At 65.5% G+C, this 22,794-nt stretch carries 14 protein-coding genes; 4 read left to right on the top strand and 10 right to left on the bottom strand.

Annotated elements, in window-relative coordinates:
• Positions 1-624: 624 nt before the first annotated feature.
• From Herbaro_RS06255 to folD, 10 genes are all read right to left on the bottom strand, one after another.
• A complete protein-coding gene (locus Herbaro_RS06255; protein WP_275012965.1) occupies positions 625-3,330 on the bottom strand; it encodes a hybrid sensor histidine kinase/response regulator in 2,706 nt (901 codons plus the stop codon).
• Positions 3,331-3,406: 76 nt separating this feature from the next.
• Entirely contained in the window at positions 3,407-3,652 is a 246-nt protein-coding gene (locus tag Herbaro_RS06260) for a hypothetical protein (RefSeq protein WP_275012966.1), read from the bottom strand.
• Between the two features lie 191 nt (positions 3,653-3,843).
• Positions 3,844-4,917, bottom strand: a complete 1,074-nt coding sequence (locus tag Herbaro_RS06265; RefSeq protein WP_275012967.1) for an asparaginase — start codon at positions 4,915-4,917, stop codon at positions 3,844-3,846.
• 315 nt (positions 4,918-5,232) lie between these two features.
• Positions 5,233-6,300 carry a GGDEF domain-containing protein gene (locus Herbaro_RS06270; protein WP_275012968.1) on the bottom strand — a complete coding sequence of 356 codons (1,068 nt, stop codon included), beginning with the start codon at positions 6,298-6,300 and terminating at the stop codon, positions 5,233-5,235.
• 442 nt (positions 6,301-6,742) lie between these two features.
• Positions 6,743-7,642: a lipid A hydroxylase LpxO gene (gene lpxO / locus Herbaro_RS06275; protein ID WP_275012969.1), complete on the bottom strand. Its 900-nt coding sequence runs from the start codon at positions 7,640-7,642 to the stop codon at positions 6,743-6,745.
• Positions 7,643-8,035: 393 nt separating this feature from the next.
• Positions 8,036-9,346 (bottom strand): D-amino acid dehydrogenase, encoded by a 1,311-nt coding sequence (locus tag Herbaro_RS06280; RefSeq protein ID WP_275012970.1) that lies wholly within the window; start codon positions 9,344-9,346, stop codon positions 8,036-8,038.
• A 181-nt stretch (positions 9,347-9,527) separates the two neighbouring features.
• Entirely contained in the window at positions 9,528-10,019 is a 492-nt protein-coding gene (locus Herbaro_RS06285; protein ID WP_275012971.1) for a hypothetical protein, read from the bottom strand.
• A gap of 22 nt (positions 10,020-10,041) precedes the next feature.
• Complete coding sequence (locus tag Herbaro_RS06290) at positions 10,042-10,461, bottom strand: DNA polymerase III subunit chi (protein WP_275012972.1); 420 nt, start codon at positions 10,459-10,461, stop codon at positions 10,042-10,044.
• Positions 10,462-10,595: 134 nt separating this feature from the next.
• Entirely contained in the window at positions 10,596-12,668 is a 2,073-nt protein-coding gene (locus tag Herbaro_RS06295) for a M3 family metallopeptidase (RefSeq protein WP_275012973.1), read from the bottom strand.
• 50 nt (positions 12,669-12,718) lie between these two features.
• Complete coding sequence (gene folD, locus Herbaro_RS06300) at positions 12,719-13,564, bottom strand: bifunctional methylenetetrahydrofolate dehydrogenase/methenyltetrahydrofolate cyclohydrolase FolD (protein WP_275012974.1); 846 nt, start codon at positions 13,562-13,564, stop codon at positions 12,719-12,721.
• Positions 13,565-13,842: 278 nt separating this feature from the next.
• On the opposite strand from folD, the gene gshA reads away from it, so the two are divergent.
• The 4 genes from gshA (at position 13,843) to lpdA (ending at position 22,313) form a co-directional block, all read left to right on the top strand.
• The gene (gshA, locus tag Herbaro_RS06305; RefSeq protein WP_275012975.1) at positions 13,843-15,456 is read left to right on the top strand and encodes a glutamate--cysteine ligase; all 1,614 of its coding nucleotides are present in this window, start codon (positions 13,843-13,845) and stop codon (positions 15,454-15,456) included.
• 451 nt (positions 15,457-15,907) lie between these two features.
• Positions 15,908-18,604 carry a pyruvate dehydrogenase (acetyl-transferring), homodimeric type gene (gene aceE, locus Herbaro_RS06310; protein ID WP_275012976.1) on the top strand — a complete coding sequence of 899 codons (2,697 nt, stop codon included), beginning with the start codon at positions 15,908-15,910 and terminating at the stop codon, positions 18,602-18,604.
• 193 nt (positions 18,605-18,797) lie between these two features.
• Positions 18,798-20,462 (top strand): dihydrolipoyllysine-residue acetyltransferase, encoded by a 1,665-nt coding sequence (gene aceF, locus Herbaro_RS06315; protein WP_275012977.1) that lies wholly within the window; start codon positions 18,798-18,800, stop codon positions 20,460-20,462.
• A gap of 69 nt (positions 20,463-20,531) precedes the next feature.
• Complete coding sequence (lpdA, locus tag Herbaro_RS06320; RefSeq protein WP_275012978.1) at positions 20,532-22,313, top strand: dihydrolipoyl dehydrogenase; 1,782 nt, start codon at positions 20,532-20,534, stop codon at positions 22,311-22,313.
• Positions 22,314-22,794 lie beyond the last annotated feature (481 nt).

The following is a 22,794-nucleotide window of genomic DNA, read 5'->3' on the forward strand; positions in this document are numbered from 1 at the left end:
GGCCTTGTTGAGCCTGAGCGCGGCAGCGCAGACGGGCAACGCGGGCGTAGGCGGCAGTTCCAACGGCGCCGCAGGCGCCGCTGCGGGAACTAGCACGCCGGGCTATTCGACCGGCGCCGCCGGCAGTGGCGCCACGGGAACGACAGGCGCTACCGGCACGACAGGGAGCACAGGTACGACAGGCAGCACAGGCACTAGCGGAACAGCGGGCACCACCGGTACCGGCGCCGTCGTGACGCCGGGCACGGCTGGCGCGCCCGGGGCAACTACAGGCACCACCGGTACTCCAGCCACCGGTAGTACTACGGGCACCACCGGCACCACCGGCACCACCGGCACGACAGGCACCACCGGCACGACAGGCACGACAGGCACGGCAGGCACGGGCGCTTCAGGTTCAGGGGCGGCGGGCAGTGGCGGTGCGGCCGGCGCCGGGTTTGGCGCGGGTGGTGGCGGTGCGGCCGGATCCGGCGGCGCGGGAGCGGGTGGCGGTGCGGGAGCGGGCGGCGGCGGCGGCCGCTGAGCTTACGCCGAGGGGCAGCGACGCCAGAGGCGGCGCATTGAAAAGGCCGGGGATCCCCGGCCTTTTTCACGTCACCGGCCCATGGCTCGCCGGCCGCCGGCTCAGGTGCGCGTGCCTTCCATGTCCTTGTCTTTGTCCAGCCCGCCAAGCAGGTTCAGCAGCGTATCGGTATCGACGGGTTTCTTGAGATGGACGTCGAAGCCGGCCTTCGCCGAACGCTCGCGGTCTTCCGCCGCGGCCCAGCCGGTCAGCGCCACCAGCACCAACTGCTCCAGGCCGGCAGTCTGGCGCAGGGCGCCGGCGGTGGCATAGCCGTCCATGCCGGGCATGCCGATGTCGAGGAAGGCGACGTCGGGCCGGAAGGCGCGGGCGCTGTCCACCGCCTTGCGGCCGTCATGCGCCACCTCGGTGACGTAGCCGTGCAGCCCCAGCAGTTCGGCCAGGGTCAGGGCGGCATCGCGGTTATCGTCCACCACCAGTACGCGCAGTTGCCGGCGGCCGGGCTGCGCGATGTCGGGCGGCGGCGCTTCGCGCGCTGCGGCGATGGGGGCGGTGGAGGGCAAAGTCACGATGAAGGTGCTGCCCAGGTCGGGGCCGTCGCTTTCGGCGCGCACCGTACCGCCGTGCATGTCGACCAGGCTGCGCACCAGCGACAGGCCGATGCCCAGGCCTCCTTGCGCCTGTCCCATGTTGCGTCCGATCTGGGTGAACATGTCGAACACGTGATCCAGCCAGTCGCGCGGTATGCCCACCCCGGTGTCGGCCACCGAGACTTCCATGCGGCCGTCCAGCGGGCGCGCCGAGATCAGGATGCGCCCGCCCTTGGGCGTGTACTTGATGGCATTGTTGAGCAGGTTGCCGAAGATCTGCATGATGCGCGTGGCGTCCGCCTCCACCGGCATGGAGTCGCGCGGCAGCTTGAGCGTGATCATGTGGCCGGCGGCGTCGACCTGCGGCTGCATGGTCTCCACCAGTCCGGTCAGCGCTTCGCGCAGGTCCATCGGCTGGCGCTGCAGCACCACCTTGCCGCTGTTGATGCGCGAGATGTCGAGCAGGTCGTCGATCAAGTGCGCCATCTGTGTGATCTGGCGCTGCATGATGCCTTGCACGCGCTCCATCGTGGCCGGGTTGCCGCCGTTGATGCGCATGATGTCCAGGCCGGTGCGGATGGGCGCCAGCGGATTGCGCAGCTCATGCGCCAGCGTGGCCAGGAAGGCGGTCTTGCGGCGATCGGCCTCGGCCAGCTCGGCAGCCGCGCGCTTGATGCCTTCTTCGGCGCGGTGGCGGGCGGTGATGTCGTTGAACAGCACCGCCACGTGACGGTTGGAGGGATCGCCGAAGCGGCTGGCGTGGACGTCGAACCAGCGCTGCAGCGGTGTGGATTCGTCGATGAAGCGCAGTGGCCGGCCGGTCATGGCGACTTCGCCGTATTTGTCGAACCAGCGCTGGTCCTGGCCCGGGGCCAGTTCCAGCACGGTCTTGCCCACCGCGTCGGTGAGGCCGGTATGTTTCTCGAAGGCGGGATTGGTTTCCAGGAAGCGGTAGTCGCAGGGCACGCCGTCGCTGTTGAACAGCACCTCGATCAGGCAGAAGCCTTCGTCGATCGATTCGAACAGGGTGCGGTAGCGCTCCTGGCTGACGCGCAGGGCGGCTTCGGCATGCTTCTGGCGGGTGATGTCGATGAGCGCGCCGGCCAGCCGCAGCGGCGTGCCGTCCTCGGCGTATTCGACGCGGCCGCGCGCGATCACGTGGCGCAGCCCGCCGCGCGTGGAGCGCACGCGATAGGCGGCCTGGTAGCGATGACCTTCGTGGATGGCGTTTTCCATTTGCATCGCCACGGCTGCGCGTTCGGCTTCGTGGACGGCGTTGAAGTGCTCGGCCAGCGTGCCCGAGAGGTGCGACTCGGCGACCGCGGGCAGCTCGCCCGGGTGGCGGTGGGTGCGGATGCTCTGCTGCTGGATGTCGATGGTCCAGGTGGCGATCTCGCCGGCCATCAGGATGGCATCGATGCGCGCCTGGGCCTCCATCAGCGCGGTGTGGGCGCGCTTGCGATCGGTGATGTCGGCCGCCGTGCCCATGATGCGGCGCTTGCCCGGCGCGTCGCCGGCGCGCAGTTCGCCGATCAGTTCTATCCAGCGCAGTTCGCGCTCGGGGCCGCGGAAGAAGCGTCCTTCATAGTGCAGCCGGGTCTTGCCGGCGAGGCAGGCGTCGAGCGCCTCGCGCAATAGCGGCAGGTCGTCCGGGTGGGACAGCTTGCTCTGGAACTCGTGCGAATTGATGGGGGCGGCCGAGGACGGCAGGCCGAACAGCGCGTACATGCGTTCGTTTTCCCAGGTGCCCTGGTCGTTTTCCACGTCCCATATCCAGATGCCCAGGCCGGCGGCCTCGGCGGCCAGCTCGGCGCGCTGCTCGCTGGCGCGGATGCGGTGTTCGGCCGGTTCGGCCGCGCTTGCGGCCAGGTCGGCGATCAGGCCGAAGCCGGTGCATTCGCCGTCGCCGGCCGGCAGCCGGTAGAGCGTGGCGCAAGCTTGCAGGGGCCGGCCATCCTTGCGCCGCAACGGCGCCGCCAGGCGCAGCTTGCCGTCGCGCCGCGCGCTGTCCAGCGCGGCCGCCAGCCGGGCGTCGTCGAACAATAATGCGCCGGGCTTGCCCAGCGCCTCGTCCTCGCGCCAGCCGGTTGCGTGCCGCGCGCCGGCGCTCCAGGCCGCGATGGCGCCCCGGTGATCGAGGATGATGACGGCATGGTCGGTGGCGGCGTCGGCGAGCAGCCTGAAATAGTCTTCTGCCGTTGTTGTCGATGTTGTCATGGCATGGGTACCGGAGTGATCCGGGCCGGGCGTCGTGGCGCCCGGCTCCGGGAAAACGGGGAGGTCGCGGGGCGGCTCAATGCACGTGCAGCGGAATCTCCATCTCGGCCAGGATCATTTCCACCTGCAGGCACTGGATCTTCAGCTCCTTGATGGCCTTGCGGTACTGGCGCACCGATTTGAGCGGCGGCGTCTCGTCTTCGTCGCGCGCGGCGCGGATGGCGTTGAGCATGATGCGCGAGAGCAGCGTGGCCGCGTCGTCGTGGGAGCTCTTGAGTTCAGCGATGCTTGTCAGCAGGGCAAGCCGTTTGTCCATGGCCATGGCGATCTCCTCTTGTCCAAGTCCGGTAAGACTTCAGGGGCGAAAGGAATGTTCCGGACCGGTGCAGTTGTCGCGGCGGCAAGTCCGGCCGGCGCCGTGGGATGAAAAAAGCCCCGCCGAAGCGGGGCCAAGAGGGAACCGGGTGACCCCGGTCTTTGCAACAACGCAAAACAGTGCATGGGCGCTGCCGATCAGTATTTCCACATGATCTTTTGCAGTTCCTTGGAGTCGTTGGTCTTGGTCAGCGCCAGCTCGGCCAGGATGCGGGCCTTCTGGGCGTTCTGGTCGTCGGTGACGACCCAGTCGTACTTGTCGTCGGGCTGTTCGCCGTTGCGGATCACCACGCCGCTGCCGGTGCGGGTGGCGCGAATCACCTGCACGCCCTTGCCGCGCACTTCCTGCAGCACCGGCACGATCTGCTCGGCCACGCTGCCGTTGCCGGTGCCGTCATGGATGATCGCCTTGGCGCCGGCATTGACGAAGGCGTCATAGGCGGCGCGGCTGACGTTGCCGTAGTTATAGGCGATGTCCACGCGCGGCAGGCTGCTGATCTGGTCGATGTCGAACTCGGTCTGGGTGGTGTGCGGACGCGCCGGCAGGCGATAGAAGGTCAGCTTGTTCTCGACCACGTAGCCCAGCGGGCCGTAGGGCGAGCGGAAGGTCTCGACCTTGAAGGAGTTGCTCTTGGTGACGTCGCGGCCGGAGTGGATCTCGTCGTTCATCACCACCAGCGTACCCTTGCCGGCGGCTTCCTTACTGCCGGCGACCAGCACCGCGTCATACAGGTTCAGCGCGCCGTCCGCGCCCAGCGCGGTGCCCGGGCGCATCGAACCGACCACCACCACCGGCTTCTCGCTCTTCAACACCAGGTTCAGGAAATAGGCGGTCTCTTCGATGGTGTCGGTGCCGTGGGTGATCACGATGCCATCCACGTCGCTTTGCTTGAGCAGCTCGGAGACGCGCTTGCCCAGCTTGAGCAGACGCTCGTCGTTGAAGCTCTCGCTGCCGATCTGGAAGATCTGCTCGCCGCGCACGTTGGCGATCTTGGCGACTTCCGGCACGGCGGCGATGATCTTGTCGACCGGCACCACGGCCGATTGGTAGGCGGCGGTGTTGACGCTGGAGGCGCCCGCGCCGGCGATGGTGCCGCCGGTGCCGATGACGACCACGTTGGGCTTCTTGTCCTGGGCGTGCGCGCCGAACGCGGCGAAGGCCGCGGACAGGATCATGACAGCCCCGATTTTCTTGAATTGTCCCTGCTGCATTTGTGAGTCTCCTGGTGAAGGGTTGAGTCCGTCGCGCGGCTGGATTTCCTTGTTCTGATACGCGTCGCAACGGAGGATTCGCGCCGATGGCGGCGAACGAAGGCGATCATACGAAAGCTGCATGGCGCTGTCTCATGCTTTTAAAACATGGCCGAATGCGGCAAATGCATGAGCTTGAAAACGCGAGCCGAGAGGCCGTTTCGGTGCCCGTACCGCACCATGAAGAGGCCGGTGTTGGCCTGCGATCGGCAGCGGCGGCGGAAAGCAAAAAGCCGCCCTAAGGCGGCTGTGCGGAGGCGGCGCGGCGGCCGCCGGTCAGAAGAATTCGACCGTGTCGTTGGTGGTGATGCCCGAGCGCAGCACGCCCGAATCGACCAGCTCCTCGTAGAAGCAGATGCGGTTGCGGCCGCTCTTCTTGGCGTGGTACAGGGCCTGGTCGGCATGGCCGAGGATGACCACCGGGGTCTCGCGCGAGATGCCGACGAAGCCCAGGCTGACGGTCACCTTGCCGACTTGCGGGAAGTCGTACTCCTGCACGTTCTGGCGGAAGCGGTCGAAGATCTTGCGGGCGTCGGTCAGCGTGGTTGCGCGCAGCAGGATCACGAATTCCTCGCCGCCGAAGCGGAAGATGCGGTCATGGCTGCGGAACGAGGCGCGCAGGATGTTGGCCACCAGGATCAGCACCTCGTCGCCGTAGAGGTGGCCGTAGCGGTCGTTGACCTGCTTGAAGTGATCGATGTCGACTACGGCCAGCCAGTGGCCCTTGACCTCGCCGGAGGCTTCGTGGCGGCGATCGTTCTGCTCCAGCGAGTGCGACTCGTGCGGCGCGATGGCGAAGGCGTACTTGGTGAACTGCTCGTCGAAGGTCTTGCGGTTGAACAGCCCCGTCAGCGCGTCGCGCTCGCTGTAGTCGAGCAGGCTCTGGTAATTGCAATAGACATGGAAGATGCCGTGGATCACGTCCATCATCTGCGGCTCGAAGGCCTTGTCGCTGCGGATCTCGACGCAGGAGCTCATCTTGCCGTGCAGCCACACCGGCAGCCACAGGATGTGCGCGCCGTCGTCGGTGGTTTCCAGGTATTCGTTGAGGTGATTGCGGATGCAGGCCATCATGGCCGGGTAGGACGACAGCGGTTCCTTGGGATCTTCGCTGGTGTGCTCGTCGATGGTGTGGACGGCGCCGTCCCGGATCACCATTTTTTCCTGGACGTAATGCTCTTCACGCATGGTGAAGATTTCCAGCATGCGGATTTCCTGCACGTTGGTCAGCTGGTACAGGGCCGAGATGACGGAGAGCGCCAGTCGGGAATGCTCCCGATGAGCGGTAATCTCTACCAGGTGCTTGAGCAGCGGTTTTTTCATCACGTCGTCGATGTCCTGCATGAGCCCATTGTTGTATGTATGGTCGGTACTCGGATGTGCTTCGCCATTCACGCAATATCAGCACTGATGCAAGAATCACGCCATGAATCGAGCCAGGAAGCGAGATGATTTTACACGTTCGCGTGCACAGGGATGAAGCAGTTTCTTCAATTTGAAATCGAAAAAGTTCCATTCATTTCCACTCGGAAATTTTGGCGCACATTGATTTTCACTTACGTGCGCGTTTGATTGTTTTTTGATTTCTCTTCATGCCTTCCGCGTATAAGGAAAGCCGGGAAGTCGCGCCGGCTCTGCGCTTGAGACGTGACGTTTCGTGAGATTGCGTTCGCCGCATGCGCGCGTCGCTGAACGGAAAAACGAACGCCCATGATTTCGCCCGGGCAAAAAAAATCGCCGGGCATGCCGGCGATTTTTTTATTTATATTGTTTGCGCTGGCGCTGCTCAGGCGTAGATGATCAGCAGCGCCACGGCGATGATGAGGCCGAACTTGGTGGCCTTGTAGACGGTCTTGTTCCAGTTCTTGAAGCGGCGGCGATACTGGCCGGCCAGCCAGACGAAACGGAACAGCTTGTTGACGCGCCCGGTCTGGTCGCCGGTCTCATTGGGGGAGGCGGCGGCGGTCATCATGGTGCGGCCCAGGAAGCCGTTGATGGCCTCGGCCCAACGATAGCGCAGCGGACGCTCGACGTCGCAGAAGAGAATGATACGGTTCGTCTCGGTGCCGTTCTGCGCCCAGTGGATGAAGGTCTCGTCGAACACCACGCTCTTGCCGTCGCGCCAGCTGTAGCGCTGGCCGTCTACTTCGATGAAGCAGCGGTCGTCGTTGGGGGTGACCAGGCCCAGGTGATAACGCAGCGAACCGGCGAACGGGTCGCGGTGCGGATTGAGCGTGCCGCCGGGCGCCAGTTCGGCGAACATGGCCGCCTTCACGCAGGGGATGCGTTGCAGGATCTCGACGGTCTTGGGGCAGAATTTTTCGGCCGACGGATGGCTGGCGTTGTACCACTTCAGGTAGAAGCGCTTCCAGCCGGCCTTGAAGAAGGAGTTGAAGCCGGCGTCGTCATTCTTCTCGGCAGCCTTGATCTTGGCCATCTCGCGCAGCGCCACGGCTTCGTCGCGGATGGTTTCCCAGTTCTCGTCGATCAGGGCCAGTTCCTTGAATTCCTTCACCGACGGGTAGGGGATGGCCGGCACGCGCGAGAAGGCGTACATGAACAGGTTGATCGGCGACATGATCGACGAGTGGTCGAAGAACTGGCGCAGGAAGGGCAGCCGCACGCGTCCGCGGAAATGGATGAAGACGATGGAAAACAGGTAGAGGAAGACGATAGCCCACTTCATTGCATGGTCCTTTGATGTTGCTGGCGGCCGTTCCAGGGGTGACGGCAGCGCGGCGGATATCCGCCAATATGGGGTTGGATCGGGGAAGATCAACGGCAATCGCGAGCAAAAGACGGAAGATGCTTCAAGGCGAGCTGAGCCTGGTTCCCCGGCACTGCGCCGCGCGGCGGCACAGGACAAGGCAAGGATTCTACACCAAGGCATTGTCAGCAAACGTAAGCGCCGCGGCGGCGTGGGGCGGTTCTGCGCCAGATCAAATGCCGCCGGGAAAGATGGCGCGAAAGCGCATCGGCAGGCATGTCCGGAGCGCGCATAAAAAAGCGGACCGGGAAACCGGTCCGCCAAGACAACAACAAACGTGAAGGATGAAAGCTTTTGCCGGGCGCGGGACGGTCAGGCCGCCTGCTGCACCACCGTGCGGCTGCGGTTCCAGCGCGGCAGGCCGGTGAAGGCGAAATCGATCTCGGGCACGCGGCCGGCGACGATCTCGGCGATGGCGCGACCCGAGCCGCAACCCATGGTCCAGCCCAGGGTGCCGTGGCCGGTGTTGAGGTAGAGGTTGCTGAACTTGGTCTTGCCCACGTAAGGCACGTTGGACGGGGTCAGCGGGCGCAGTCCGGTCCAGTAGGTCGGGTTGTCATAGTCGCAGCCGTCCGGGAACAGCTCACGGGTGCGGCGCGTGATGGCTTCGCAGCGGGTGGTGTTGAGCTCGCGGGTGTAGCCGTTGAGCTCGCAGGTGCCCGCCACGCGCAGGCGATCGCCCAGGCGCGAGACCACCAGCTTGTAGCCGTCGTCGGTGAGCGAGACGGTCGGCGCGGCGTCCGGGTTGGTGACCTTGTAGGTGGCCGAGTAGCCCTTGCCAGGGTAGAGCAGCAGGTCGATGCCCAGCGGCTTGACCAGCGGCTGCGAGAAGCTGCCCATGGCGACCACGAAGGCGTCGGCCTTGAGCACTTCATGGCGGCCGTCGGGGTTGATGATTTCCACGCCGGTCACGCGCGCCGAACTGCCGGCGCCTTCGGTGATGAGGCGGGTGATGGTGGTCGAGTAGCGGAATTGCACGCCGGCTTCTTCGCTCTTCTTCGCCATGCCGGTGGTGAGCTTGTAGACGTCGCCGGATTCGTCGGTGGCGGTGAAGTCGCCGCCGACGATCTTGTCGCGGATCGAGGCCAGGGCCGGTTCGATGCGCACCACCTCATCGGCGCCGATCGATTCGCGCGGGCAGCCCAGGTCGCGCATCAGCTTGGCGGCCGGCAGCGATTCCTGGAATTCCTTTTCCTCGGTGTAGAAGTGCAGGATGCCGCGGGTCAGGTGGTCGTAGGCGATGCCGGTCTCGGCGCGCACGGCCTGCAGCGTCTGGCGGCTGTACTCGCACAGGGCGACGATGTTGCGGATGTTCTCGTCGGTGCGGGCGGCGGTGCATTCGCGCAGGAAGCTCACGGCCCATTTCCATTGCAGCCATTCCGGGCGGAAACGGTACAGCAGCGGGGCGTCTTCCTTGCCCAGCCACTTCAGCACCTTCATCGGCGCCGACGGGTTGGCCCAGGGTTCGGCATGGGAGACCGAGATCTGGCAGCCGTTGGCGAAGCTGGTTTCCTGGGCGGCGCCGGGCTGGCGCTCGATGACGGTGACGTCGTAGCCTTCCTTCTTCAGGAACCAGGCCGATGCGGTTCCGATAATGCCTGCGCCCAATACGATCACTTTCATCCCACTCTCCCGGTTTATGCGTGAAGCTGCGTTCTTCGATGGGATCCGCTGGCGCGGATCGATGCATGCATTGTAAGAAAACCGCGATTGCAGATGTGTTTAATCGGACGTGAAATTTTTAAGACAAATAAAGCGATAAGCCATTTTTTATTCGAAAAGAAAAGAAAAATGGCTTTCTATTTTAATTTTTGGAAGATGAGAATCGCGCCATCTCTTCTGCGACCGCCCGCGTCACCGTTTCAGCCAGCGCGGCGCGCAGGCTCTCCTTGATGCGTTGCGTCAGGATATCGGCGAGGTTGTCCATGGCCAGGGCCATCTGGTCCTGCAGGTGCTGCTGCAGGACGGTGTCTGCTTGCGCCAGCAGGCTTTGCAGTACGTTCTCGCCGATCTCCTGCTCCCACTGGCGATACTGCTCGGCGGCCGGCGTCACGACGGCCGCCGGCGCGGAAGGGAACTGCGTGGGGGCGGGCGCCGCCGGCGCCTGGTAGCTGGCCGCGGAGGGCTGGGTGTGGAAGGCGCCGGGCTGGGCCGGCGCGCCGTAGTCGGGGCCGCCCGCGCCGGGTTGGCCGAAGTGGGCCGGTGGCGTCGGCACCGCCTGCGCCGGCAATACCTGCGGCGGCGCGGCCGGGATCACTTCGGTCAGGAGGGGGATGCTGTTGTCGTCCTGGTTCATGGCAGTCTGCGCGAATCGGACGTCAGGCCGCCACGTGGTGGCTGAGGGGGTAGCCGCGTTCCTTGTAGAAGCGGTAGCGGTCGCGGCCGGCCGCCTTGTCGGCGTCGTCGGCGGCGATGATTTCCAGCATGCGCTCGAAGCGGGCAAAGTTGGCCGGCGTCTGGCCGGACAGGTTGATCAGCACCTGGTGGTGCGGCAGCTCGATCTCGTCGCTGGCGGTCAGGATGATGGGCGTCTGCGCGGCCAGCGGATCGCCGGCGGTGACGTGCGGCAGGAAGTCCTGCTCGGAAAAGCTCCAGAGCGCCTGGTCCAGTTGCTGCAGCTCGGCGCGGTCGCGCGCGCGCAGCACGATGTGGGTGCCGGCCGCGCGCGCCTTGCGCACCAGGCGGCAGACGTAGGCGATCTTTTGCGGGACGTTGCTGTGGAAATCGATTCGGGTCATGGCGGAAGTATAGTGGCAAGCGGTGAGCGCTGCCATGCCATAGGGACGGGAAATTTCACCCGCGCCCCGTTCGTGCCGATACGCCGCTGTGCGGCTGCCCGGCCCGAACGGGCGGGTAGGGGCAGAGGCCTGTTTCAGGCCGCCATGCCGCTGTGCCGCAGCAGCGCGTCGATGCTCGGTTCGCGGCCGCGGAAGGCCTTGAACGACTCGATCGCCGGGCGCGAGCCGCCCACGGCCAGGATTTCCTGCTGGAAGCGGCGGCCGGTTTCCAGCGAGACGACGTTGCCGCCGGCCACGGCCGCTTCTTCGAAGGCGCTGTAGGCGTCGGCCGACAGCACCTCGGCCCACTTGTAGCTGTAATAGCCGGCCGCGTAGCCGCCGGCGAAGATGTGCGAGAAGGAATGCTGGAAGCGGTTGAATTCCGGCGGGCGGATCACGGCGAACCGGTCGCGCACCTCGTTCAACAGCTGTTGCACGGTCTTGCCGCCGCCCACCCGATACTCGTGGTGGATCAGCATGTCGAACAGCGAGAACTCCACTTGGCGCAGCATCTGCAGGCCGGATTGGAAGTTCTTGGCGGCGATCATCTTGTCGTACAGCGCGCGCGGCAGCGGGGCGCCGGTTTCGGCGTGCGCGCTCAGGTGCTGCAGCACGTCCCATTCCCAGCAGAAGTTTTCCATGAACTGCGACGGCAGTTCGACCGCGTCCCACTCCACGCCGGAGATGCCGGACACGCCGACCTCGTCCACCTGGGTGAGCATGTGGTGCAGGCCGTGGCCGAATTCATGGAACAGGGTGATCACTTCGTCGTGCGTGAACAGCGCCGGCTTGGCCACGCCGTCCACCACCGCCGGTTCGGTGAAGTTGCACACCAGGTAGGCGATCGGGGTTTGCACGCCTTGCGCGGTGAGGCGGCGGGCGCGGGCGTCGTCCATCCAGGCGCCGCCGCGCTTGCCGCTGCGCGCGTACAGGTCGAGGTAGAACTGGCCGACCAGCTGGCCGTCGCGCTCGATGCGGAAGAATTTCACATCCTTGTGCCAGACCGGCGCGGCATCGGGCCTGATGGCGACGCCGAACAACTGCTGCGCCACCTGGAACAGGCCGCCGACCACCTTGGGTTCGGGGAAGTATTGCTTCACTTCCTGCTCGGAGAAGGCGTAGCGCTGCTCGCGCAGCTTTTCGGAGGCGTAGGTGCTGTCCCAGGCTTCCAGCTTGTCCAGGCCCAGCTTGTCGCGGGCGAATGCCTTGAGCTCTTCGTAGTCCTTCTGGCCGAAGGGGCGCGCGCGGTGGCCGAGGTCTTCCAGGAAGGAGATCACTTCGGCCGGCGATTGCGCCATTTTTGGCACCAGCGAGACTTCGGCGAAGTTGGCGTAGCCCAGCAGCTGCGCTTCTTCGCGGCGCAGGGCCAGGATCTCGTCGATGTTGCCGCTGTTGTCCCACTCCGGCTTGGCGCCCAGCTCGGAAGCCTTGGTGGCGTTGGCGCGGTAGATCTTCTCGCGCAGCGCGCGGCTGTCGGCGTATTGCAGCACCGGGAAGTAGGAGGGGAAGTGCAGCGTGAACTTGTAGCCCGGCTTGCCGTCCTTCTCGGCGGCGGCGCGCGCGGCTTGCTTCACGTCGTCCGGCAGGCCGGAGAGTTCGGCCTCGTCCTCGACGAACAGGCCGAAGTCGTTGGTCGCATCCAGCACGTTCTCGGAGAAGCGGGTGGTCAGCGCCGCCTGCTTTTCCTGGATCTCGGCGAAGCGTTCCTTCTGGTCGTCGGGCAGTTCGGCGCCGGACAGGCGAAAGTCGCGCACCGCGTTGTCGACCACCTTGCGCCGCGCGGCCGAGAGCTGCGCGAAGGCCGGGCTGGCCTGCAGCGCCTTGTACTTCTCGAACAGCGCCAGGTTCTGGCCCAGGCCGGTCCAGAACTCGACCAGGCGCGGCTGGTTCTCGTTGTAGGTGGCGCGCAGCTCAGGGGTGTCCATCACCGAATTCAGGTGGCCGACCACGCTCCAGGCGCGTCCCAGCTTTTCGGTGGCGTACTCCAGCGGCTCGACGAAGTTGTCCCAGGTGACGGCCGGCATCGGCGCTTCCAGCTCGGTCACCAGGCGGGCGGCGTCGGCCAGCAGCGTGTCCAGCGCCGGGGTGACGTGTTCCGGCTTGATGGCGTCGAACTGGGCGTAGCCCGAAAAGTCCAGCAGGGGATTGGCGGCGATGTCGGTGGTCATGGGCTCTCTATTCATTCAGTGCGCCCCGCGGCATGCGGGACGCGATTGCATTAAGTACGTTCGGCGGCTTCGATGGTGTTGACCAGCAGCATGGTGATGGTCATCGGGCCGACGCCGCCCGGCACCGGTGTGATCCAGCCGGCGACTTCCTTGACGTTGGCGAAGTCGACGTCGCCGCACAGCTTGCCGTTGTCGTCGCGGTTCATGCCCACGTCCAGCACCACGGCGCCGGGCTTGACCATGTCGGCGGTGACGATGTTGCGCTTGCCGGTGGCCACGACCAGGATGTCGGCGTTGCGGGTGTGCGCGCCGAGATCGCGGGTCTTGGAATTACAGATAGTGACGGTAGCGCCGGCTTGCAAGAGCAGCATCGCCTGCGGCTTGCCGACGATGTTGGAGGCGCCCACCACGACGGCGTTGGCGCCGCGCACGGGGTAATCGATCGATTCCAGCATCTTCATCACGCCGTAGGGAGTGCAGGGGCGGAACAGCGGCTGGCCGGTCATCAGCAGGCCGGCGTTGCTGATATGGAAGCCGTCCACGTCCTTTTCGGGGGCGATGGCCTCGATCACCTTGTGGGAATCGATATGCGCCGGCAGCGGCAGCTGGACCAGGATACCGTTGATCTTGGGATCGGCGTTGAGGGCGTCGATGCGGGCCAGCAGCTCGGCTTCGGTGAGCGAGGCTTCATACTTTTCCAGCACCGAATACAGGCCGTTGTCTTCACAGGCCTTGACCTTGTTGCGCACGTAGACCTGGGAGGCCGGGCTGTCGCCCACCAGGATCACGGCCAGGCCGGGCTGTTTGCCCTTGGCGGTCAGGGCGGCGGCGCGGCGGGCGACATCGGCGCGCAGTTGTTGGGAGAGCAGGTTTCCGTCGATCAGTTGGGCTGGCATGGCAGATATATAGGGAAGCAGGGCGGGATGGGTTGAAAAACAAGGCGGCGGGCAAGCGTTGCCGCGCGCCGGAACCCATGATTATAAGGCGAGCGGGGCAGGCCGATGAAGCGAGCAGGCGATGTCGATAGTTGATGCAATTGCAATGAAATGCCCGCGAAGTTCCATGATGCGGGCAATTTGACCTGCCCGCTACGGGAAATTTCAATTTCGGTTATGCTCCCGCAACCAAGAAAGAACCCCTGCAATAACGCTACCGAATCGAGAAGGACCACCGCATGACCGATCTGCTGACACGCCGCCTGCAACTGCTTGCCGACCCGCAACATATCGCGTTGCTCGGCCAGGGTTTGCGCGGCGTGGAACGCGAGACGCTGCGCGTGGACCGGCAGGGCGCGCTGTCGCGCAAGCCGCATCCGCCGGCGCTCGGTTCGGCCCTGACCAACGACCTGATCACTACCGATTATTCGGAGTCGCTGCTCGAATTCATCACCCCGGCCACGCATGACATCGCCGATGCGCTCAAGCGCCTGGAAGAGATCCACCGCTTCGCCTACGCCAAGCTGGACGGCGAGATCCTGTGGAACGCGTCGATGCCCGCCGTGCTGCCGCCGGAAGACGAGATCCCCATCGCCTGGTACGGCACCTCGCACATGGGCATGCTCAAGCACGTCTATCGCCGCGGCCTGGCGCTGCGCTACGGGCGCACCATGCAGTGCATCGCCGGCATCCACTACAACTTCTCGCTCAACGAAGACCTGTGGGAAGTGCTGCGCAAGATCGACGAAAGCGATGAGTGCGAGGAGGCGGTGGACGTCTCGGTCTCGCGCCGCGACTACCAGTCCGAGCGCTACATCGCGCTGATCCGCAACTTCCGCCGCTACAGCTGGCTGCTGATGTACCTGTTCGGCGCCTCGCCGGCGGTGGCCACCAATTTCCTGCGCGGCCGCCCGCACCAGCTGGAGACGCTGTCCGAGGACACGCTCTACCTGCCCTACGGCACCAGCCTGCGCATGAGCGACCTGGGCTACCAGAGTAACGCCCAGGCCAACATCACGCCGCACTACAACAACCTGCCGGCCTACATCCGCAGCCTGTCGCACGCGGTGAGCGAGCCATATCCGCCGTACGAGGCGATCGGCACCAAGCGCGACGGCGAGTGGGTGCAGATCAATACCAACATCCTGCAGATCGAGAACGAGTTCTACTCGGCGATCCGCCCCAAGCGCGTCATCTATAGCGGCGAGCGCCCCGTGCAGGCGCTCTCGGCGCGCGGCGTGCAGTACGTCGAGGTGCGCTGTATGGACATCGACCCGTTCAATCCGCTGGGCATCGGCCTGGAGGCGGCGCGCTTCCTCGACGTCTTCCTGCACTTCCTGACGCTGGAGTCGAGCTGCCTGACCCTGGACGAAGAGGGCCGCGAGAACCGCGCCAACTTCCTGTCCACCGTCAAGGAGGGCCGTCGCCCCGGCCTGCAGTTGACGTTCCGCGGCAAGGCCATCGGCCTGCAGGCGTGGGGCGAGCAACTGCTGGAGCGCATGGCGCCGGTGGCCGAGCTGCTGGATCGCGCCGCCGGCGGCAGCCAGCACCGCGACAGCCTGGCCGCCCAGCGCGCCAAGTTGGCCGATCCCGAGACCACGCCCTCGGCGCGCGTGCTGCGCGAGATCCGCGCGGCCGGCAACTCCTTCCCGGCCTTTACCCTGGCCAACAGCGCGCGCCAGGCCGACGAGCTGATCGCCCGGCCGCTGCCGGCGGCTACCGCGGCCGATTTCGTCGCCGTCGCCCAGGCCTCGCTGGACGCCCAGCGCGAACTGGAGCGCACCCAGACCGGCGATTTCGACACCTTCGTGGCCGCCTATCGCGCCAGCACCCTGGGCAACATCGCCGTCTGAGCGGTTTCCTGCCCGTCCCCCTCTATATAGACAAGCCTCGTCCGTGCGCCTGCACGGCGGGCCGCGCCTTTGCTTGTCTTTTCCACCATGCCTGCCCGCGCCGGCGCGCCGCAGGCGTGCTCATGTCCCCGCCGCCGGCGTTGACTTTGCGGCATTGCAAACAAGCCAGAATCCAGCGCCGGCAGCAGGCAACCGTAGAAATACGGTGGCCGGAGAGCGCCTGTTCATGCCGCTTTGCAGCATATTTTCATAATACGAAATCATTTATCGTAATTTGAAAATCAAAAATTCCCTGATAAAATGCGTCGTCCACACGGCTGGAAGACCGTACATTAGCGAGGTTCAGACGGTTTTCGCGCATCACACCGCCGGCGGCTTTTTCGTAAATGCATGACCGATGACCGGGCGGTCCACCAGACCGGCCGGCCTCTCAACAACCAGGAGACATGACATGTCAGCCCAAATCGATCAAGTTCTGGCGCAGGCCGCCAACGATCCCGATGTGATGGAAACCCAGGAGTGGCTCGACGCCCTCGAAGCAGTGATCGAAAAGGAAGGCCCGGACCGCGCCCACTACCTGATGGAGCGCATGGTCGACCTGGCGCGCCGCCGCGGCGCCCACATCCCGTTCTCCAGCAATACCGCTTACGTCAACACCATCCCGGCCGACCAGGGCGAGCACTGCCCGGGCAACCTGGAATATGAAGAGCGCCTGCGCTCGTGGATGCGCTGGAACGCCATGGCCATGGTGGTCAAGGCCAACCGCGTCGACGGCGACCTGGGCGGCCACCTGTCCTCGTTCGCCTCGCTGGCCAACATGCTGGGCATCGGCTTCAACCACTTCTGGCACGCCCCGACCGAAGAGCACGGCGGCGACCTGCTGTACATCCAGGGCCACTCCTCGCCCGGCATCTACGCGCGCGCCTTCCTGGAAGGCCGCCTCTCCGAAGACCAGCTGATCCATTTCCGCCGCGAAGCCGACGGCAAGGGTCTCTCGTCCTATCCGCACCCCAAGCTGATGCCGGAATTCTGGCAGTTCCCGACCGTCTCGATGGGCCTGGGCCCCTTGATGGCGATCTACCAGGCGCGCTTCCTGAAGTACCTGCACGCGCGCGGCATCGCCAAGACCGACAACCGCAAGGTTTGGGCCTTCTGCGGCGACGGCGAGATGGACGAGCCGGAATCGATGGGCGCCATCGGCATGGCCGGACGCGAACGCCTCAACAACCTGGTCATCGTGGTGAACTGCAACCTGCAGCGCCTGGACGGCCCGGTGCGCGGCAACGGCAAGATCATCCAGGAACTGGAATCGGACTTCCGCGGCGCCGGCTGGAACGTGGTCAAGGTCATCTGGGGCAGCGGCTGGGACGAGCTGCTGGCCAAGGACAAGGACGGCATCCTGCAAAAGGTGATGATGGAAACCGTCGACGGCGAGTACCAGAACTACAAGGCCAAGGACGGCGCCTACGTGCGCAAGCACTTCTTCGGCAAGCACCCGGCGCTGCTGGAAATGGTCAGCAAGATGTCCGACGACGACATCTGGCGCCTGACCCGCGGCGGCCACGACCCGCACAAGATCTACGCCGCCTTCAAGGTCGCGCAGGATTCCAAGGACCAGCCGACCGTGATCCTGGCCAAGTCCATCAAGGGCTACGGCTTCGGCAAGGCCGGCGAGGCGCGCAACACCGCGCACAACACCAAGAAGCTGGACGACGAGGCCATCAAGGCCATGCGCGACCGCTTCCAGTTGCCGATCTCGGACGCCGACCTGCCCAACATCCCGTTCTTCAAGCCGTCCGCCGACGCGCCGGAAATGCAATACCTGCACGAGCGCCGCAAGGCCTTGGGCGGTTACCTGCCGCAGCGCCGTCCGCAAGCCGACGAGAAGCTGGCCGTGCCCGAGCTGTCCGCCTTCCAGGCGATGCTGGAGCCGACCGCCGAAGGCCGTGAAATCTCCACCACCGCCGCCTACTCGCGCGTGCTGACCGCGCTGCTGCGCGACGGCAGCCTGGGCCCGCGCGTGGTGCCCATCATGGTTGACGAGTCCCGCACCTTCGGCATGGAAGGCCTGTTCCGCCAGATCGGCATCTTCAGCCAGGTCGGCCAGCTGTACGAACCGGTCGACAAGGACCAGGTGATGTACTACCGCGAAGACAAGGCCGGCCAGATCCTGCAGGAAGGCATCAACGAAGCGGGCGGCATGAGCTCGTGGATCGCCGCGGCGACCTCGTACTCGACCAACAACCGCGTCATGATCCCGTTCTACACCTACTACTCGATGTTCGGTCTGCAGCGTATCGGCGACCTGGCATGGGCGGCAGGCGACATGCGCGCGCGCGGCTTCCTGATCGGCGGCACCGCCGGCCGCACCACCCTGAACGGCGAAGGCCTGCAGCACGAAGACGGCCACAGCCACGTGTTCGCCTCGGCGATCCCGAACTGCATTCCCTACGACCCGACCTTCGCCCATGAAGTCGCCGTGATCATCCATGACGGCCTGCGCCGCATGGTGGCCAACCAGGAAGACGTGTTCTACTACATCACCGTGATGAACGAGAACTACGCGCACCCGGGCATCAAGGCCGGCCAGGAAGAAGGCATCCTCAAGGGCCTGTACCTGTTGAACGAAGGCGGCAAGGGCAACAAGCTGCGCGTGCAGCTGCTGGGCTCGGGCACCATCCTGCGCGAAGTCATCGCCGCCGCCGACCTGTTGCGCGACGACTGGAAGGTCGACGCCGACGTCTGGTCCGCACCGTCGTTCACCCTGCTGGCCCGCGACGGCCAGGACGTGGAACGCTGGAACATGCTGCACCCGGCCGAGACCGCCAGGAAGAGCTACTTCGAGCAATCGCTGCAAGGCACCGACGGCCCGATCGTGGTCTCCACCGACTACATGCGCACTTACGCCGAACAGGTGCGCGCCTTCGTGCCGAAGGGCCGTTCGTACAAGGTGCTGGGCACCGACGGCTACGGCCGCTCGGACACCCGCGCCAAGCTGCGCGAGTTCTTCGAGGTGAACCGCTACTTCGTGGCCGTGGCCGCGCTGAAGTCGCTGGCCGACGAGGGCAAGATCAAGCCTGAAGTGGTGGCGCAGGCGATCGCCAAGTACGGCATCGATCCGAACAAGCCGAACCCGGTGACCCTGTAAGCCATACAGAACCGACCATCCCCGCCTCAGTCCATCAACTGACCGCGGGGATGTGTCGTGCAAAGGCCAGGAGAAAGCAGGGAAGGGCGGGCCGCATGGCTTAATATGCGCAGTGCAGCCGGCAGCACCTTCCCCTGAGCGAATACCCCACCCCAGCCCCAAGGCGAGGGAACAGAACAACGGAGCGCAACAGATGAGTCAAGTCGAAGTCAAAGTCCCGGATATCGGCGATTTCAAGGAAGTCGAAGTCATTGAGGTGATGGTCAAGGTCGGCGATACGATCAAGGTCGACCAGTCGCTGGTCACCGTCGAGTCCGACAAGGCCAGCATGGAGATCCCGTCCAGCACCGCTGGCGTGGTCAAGGAAATCAAGGTCAGCCTTGGCGACAAGATCGCTGAAGGATCGCTGCTGGTGATCGTCGAAGCCGACGGCGCCGCTGCCGCGCCTGCCGCCGCGCCGGCCCAGGCGGCTGCCGCCGCTCCGGCAGCCGCGCAAGCGTCCGCGCCCGCCCCTGCTCCGGCAGCGGCCGCAGCGCCTGCCGCCGCCGGCGGCACGGTCGAGATCGAAGTGCCGGACATCGGCGACTTCAAGGAAGTCGAAGTCATCGAAGTGATGGTCAAGGTCGGCGACACGGTCAAGGCCGAGCAATCGCTGCTGACCGTCGAATCCGACAAGGCCAGCATGGAAATCCCGTCGAGCCACGCCGGCGTGATCAAGGAACTGAAAGTGAAGCTGGGCGACAAGGTGGCCAAGGGCAGCATCATCGCCACCATCGAAGCTGTCGGCGGCGCGCCTGCCGCAGCCGCTCCTGCCGCCGCTTCCGCGCCTGCGGCCGCAGCGCCGGCTCCTGCTGCCGCACCCGCGGCCGCACCGGCGGCCGAGGCCGCTCCGGCCATCGCCACCGCATCGGCCACCAGCACCGGCGGCAAGGCCCACGCATCGCCGTCCGTGCGCAAGTTCGCGCGCGAACTGGGCGTGGACCTGGCGCGCGTGCCGGCCACCGGCCCCAAGGGCCGCATCCTGCAGAACGACGTGCAGAACTTCGTCAAGGGCGTGATGGCCGGCTCCACCGCGGTGGCCGCCGCCCCGGGCAAGAACGGTTCGGGCGCCGGCATGGACCTGCTGCCGTGGCCGTCGCTGGACTTCTCCAAGTTCGGCGCCACCGAGCTGCAGCCGCTGTCGCGCATCAAGAAGATCAGCGGCCCCAACCTGCACCGCAACTGGGTGATGATCCCGCACGTCACGCAGTTCGACGAGGCCGATGTCACCGAGCTGGAAGAATTCCGCGTCGCCTCCAACGCCGCCTACGCCAAGGCCAAGTCGCCGGTCAAGCTGACCATGCTGGCGTTCGTGATCAAGGCCAGCGTCTCGGCGCTGAAGAAATTCCCGGCCTTCAACTCGTCGCTGGATGCCAAGGGCGAGAACCTGATCCTCAAGCAGTTCTACAACATCGGCTTCGCGGCAGATACCCCGAACGGCCTGGTGGTTCCGGTGATCAAGAACGCCGACCAGAAGACCATCAGCCAGATCGCCACCGAAATGGGCGAGCTCTCGGCCCAGGCGCGCGACGGCAAGCTCAAGCCGGCCGACATGCAGGGCGCGACCTTCACCATCTCGTCGCTGGGCGGCATCGGCGGCACCGCCTTCACGCCCATCATCAACGCGCCGGAAGTGGCGATCCTGGGCCTGTCCAAGTCGATCACCAAGCCGGTGTGGGACGGCAAGCAGTTCGTGCCGCGCCTGATGCTGCCGACTTCGCTGTCCTACGACCACCGCGTGGTCGACGGCGCCATGGGCGCGCGCTTCTCGGCGTATCTCGCCGAGGTGCTGGGCGACCTGCGCAAGTCCTTGCTCTAATCAAGTCGACGCGCCGCCTGGCCGAGGCCGGCGGCGCGCAGCGAAACAGAACATAACGGAGTCAAGACAATGAGTCTCTCTGAAGTCAAAGTCCCGGATATCGGCGACTTCAAGGAAGTGGAAGTGATCGAGGTGATGGTCAAGGTCGGCGACACGATCAAGGTCGACCAGTCGCTGATCACCGTCGAGTCCGACAAGGCCAGCATGGAAATCCCGTCCAGCACCGCTGGCGTGGTCAAGGAAATCAAGGTCAAGGTCGGCGACAAGGTCGCCGAAGGTTCGGTGCTGCTGATGGTGGAGGCTTCTGGCGCCGCCGCTGCAGCCCCGGCCACCGCAGCGCCGGCACCGGCGGCAGCGGCCCCGGCGCCCGCAGCTGCGCCGGCGGCACCCGCAGCAGCCCCGGCCGCCGCCAGCTTCGGCGGCAGCGCCGACGTCCAGTGCGACGTGATGGTGCTGGGCGGCGGTCCCGGCGGCTACTCGGCCGCGTTCCGCGCCGCCGACCTGGGCCTGAACACCGTGATCGTGGAGCGCGACGCCACCTTGGGCGGCGTCTGCCTGAACGTGGGCTGCATCCCGTCCAAGGCGCTGCTGCACGTGGCCGCCGTGATCGACGAGGCTGCCGCCATGGCTTCGCACGGCGTCACCTTCGGCAAGCCCGAGATCGACATCGACAAGCTGCGCAGCTACAAGGACAAGGTCATCGGCACCATGACCGGCGGCCTGGCCGGCATGGCCAAGGCGCGCAAGGTCGCGGTGGTGAACGGCAACGGCCAGTTCGCCGGCCCCAACCATATCGAAGTGACCGCCGGCGACGGCAGCAAGAAGGTGGTGCAGTTCAAGCACGCCATCATCGCCGCCGGCTCCTCGGTGGTGAACCTGCCGTTCGTGCCGCAGGACCCGCGCATCGTCGACTCGACCGGCGCGCTGGAACTGCGCCAGGCGCCCAAGCGCATGCTGGTCATCGGCGGCGGCATCATCGGCCTGGAAATGGCCACCGTGTACTCCACGCTGGGCGCGCGCATCGACGTGGTCGAAATGATGGACGGCCTGATGCAGGGCGCCGACCGCGACATGGTCAAGGTCTGGCAGAAGTTCAACGAGAAGCGCTTCGACAACATCATGGTCAAGACCAAGACCGTGGCCGTGGAAGCGCTGCCCGAAGGCATCAAGGTCACCTTCGAGGCCGCCGAAGCCGGCGCCAAGGCGCCCGAGCCGCAACTGTACGACCTGGTGCTGGTGGCCGTGGGCCGCAGCCCGAACGGCAAGAAGGTCTCGGCCGACAAGGCCGGCGTGATCGTCGGCGAGCGCGGCTTCATCCCGGTCGACAAGCAGATGCGCACCAACGTGCCGCACATCTTCGCCATCGGCGACCTGGTGGGCCAGCCGATGCTGGCGCACAAGGCCGTGCATGAAGGCCACGTGGCGGCCGAGGCGATCGCCGGCGAGAAGAGCTTCTTCGACGCCAGCGTGATCCCGTCGGTGGCCTACACCGATCCGGAAGTGGCATGGGTCGGCGTCACCGAGGACGAAGCCAAGGCGAAGGGCATCAAGATCGAGAAGGGCCACTTCCCGTGGGCCGCTTCCGGCCGCGCCGTGGCCAACGGCCGTTCGGAAGGCTTCACCAAGCTGCTGTTCGACGCCGAGACGCATCGCGTGATCGGCGGCGGCATCGTCGGCACGCATGCCGGCGACATGATCGGCGAGGTGGCGCTGGCCATCGAGATGGGCGCCGACGCGGTGGACATCGGCAAGACCATCCACCCGCACCCGACGCTGGGCGAATCGCTGGGCATGGCGGCGGAAGTGGCCGAAGGTCATTGCACCGACCTGCCGCCGCAGCGCAAGAAGTAAGCGTTGTGCTGGATGTGGAAAAAGCCCGGACTTGTCCGGGCTTTTTCATGGGTGCGATGTCTCGCGGTGGCTCATGCGATGGTGATGTGCAATGAAAGCCGCTAGGTCCTGACCTTCGTCAGGACGACACGGAGGAGGGCGCCTGAACGCTTGGTTGCTCGAGTCCATCCCCTCACTTGTCGTCCCGGCGCAGGCCGGGAGCCAGCGACGTTCGTGAAGCATTGACTACCGCTGAACGACACTGGGTTCCTGCTTTCGCAGGAACGACGGAAAAGGATCTTGAGCATGAGGAGGCGTTGACTACCTCCGCCTTGTCGTCCCTGCGAAAGCAGGGACCCAGCGTCGTATGCTGCGCCTCTCATGCCGCGCCAAGCCACCAACTCACTGCCTCCTTCAATCCGTCGTCCCCGCGAAAGCGGGGATCCAGTGACGTTTTTCGTGCCTCAGCGGCGGTTAAACGACACTGGGTTCCTGCTTTCGC

It is taken from the genome of Herbaspirillum sp. WKF16 (assembly GCF_028993615.1).
Taxonomy (GTDB): domain Bacteria; phylum Pseudomonadota; class Gammaproteobacteria; order Burkholderiales; family Burkholderiaceae_D; genus Herbaspirillum.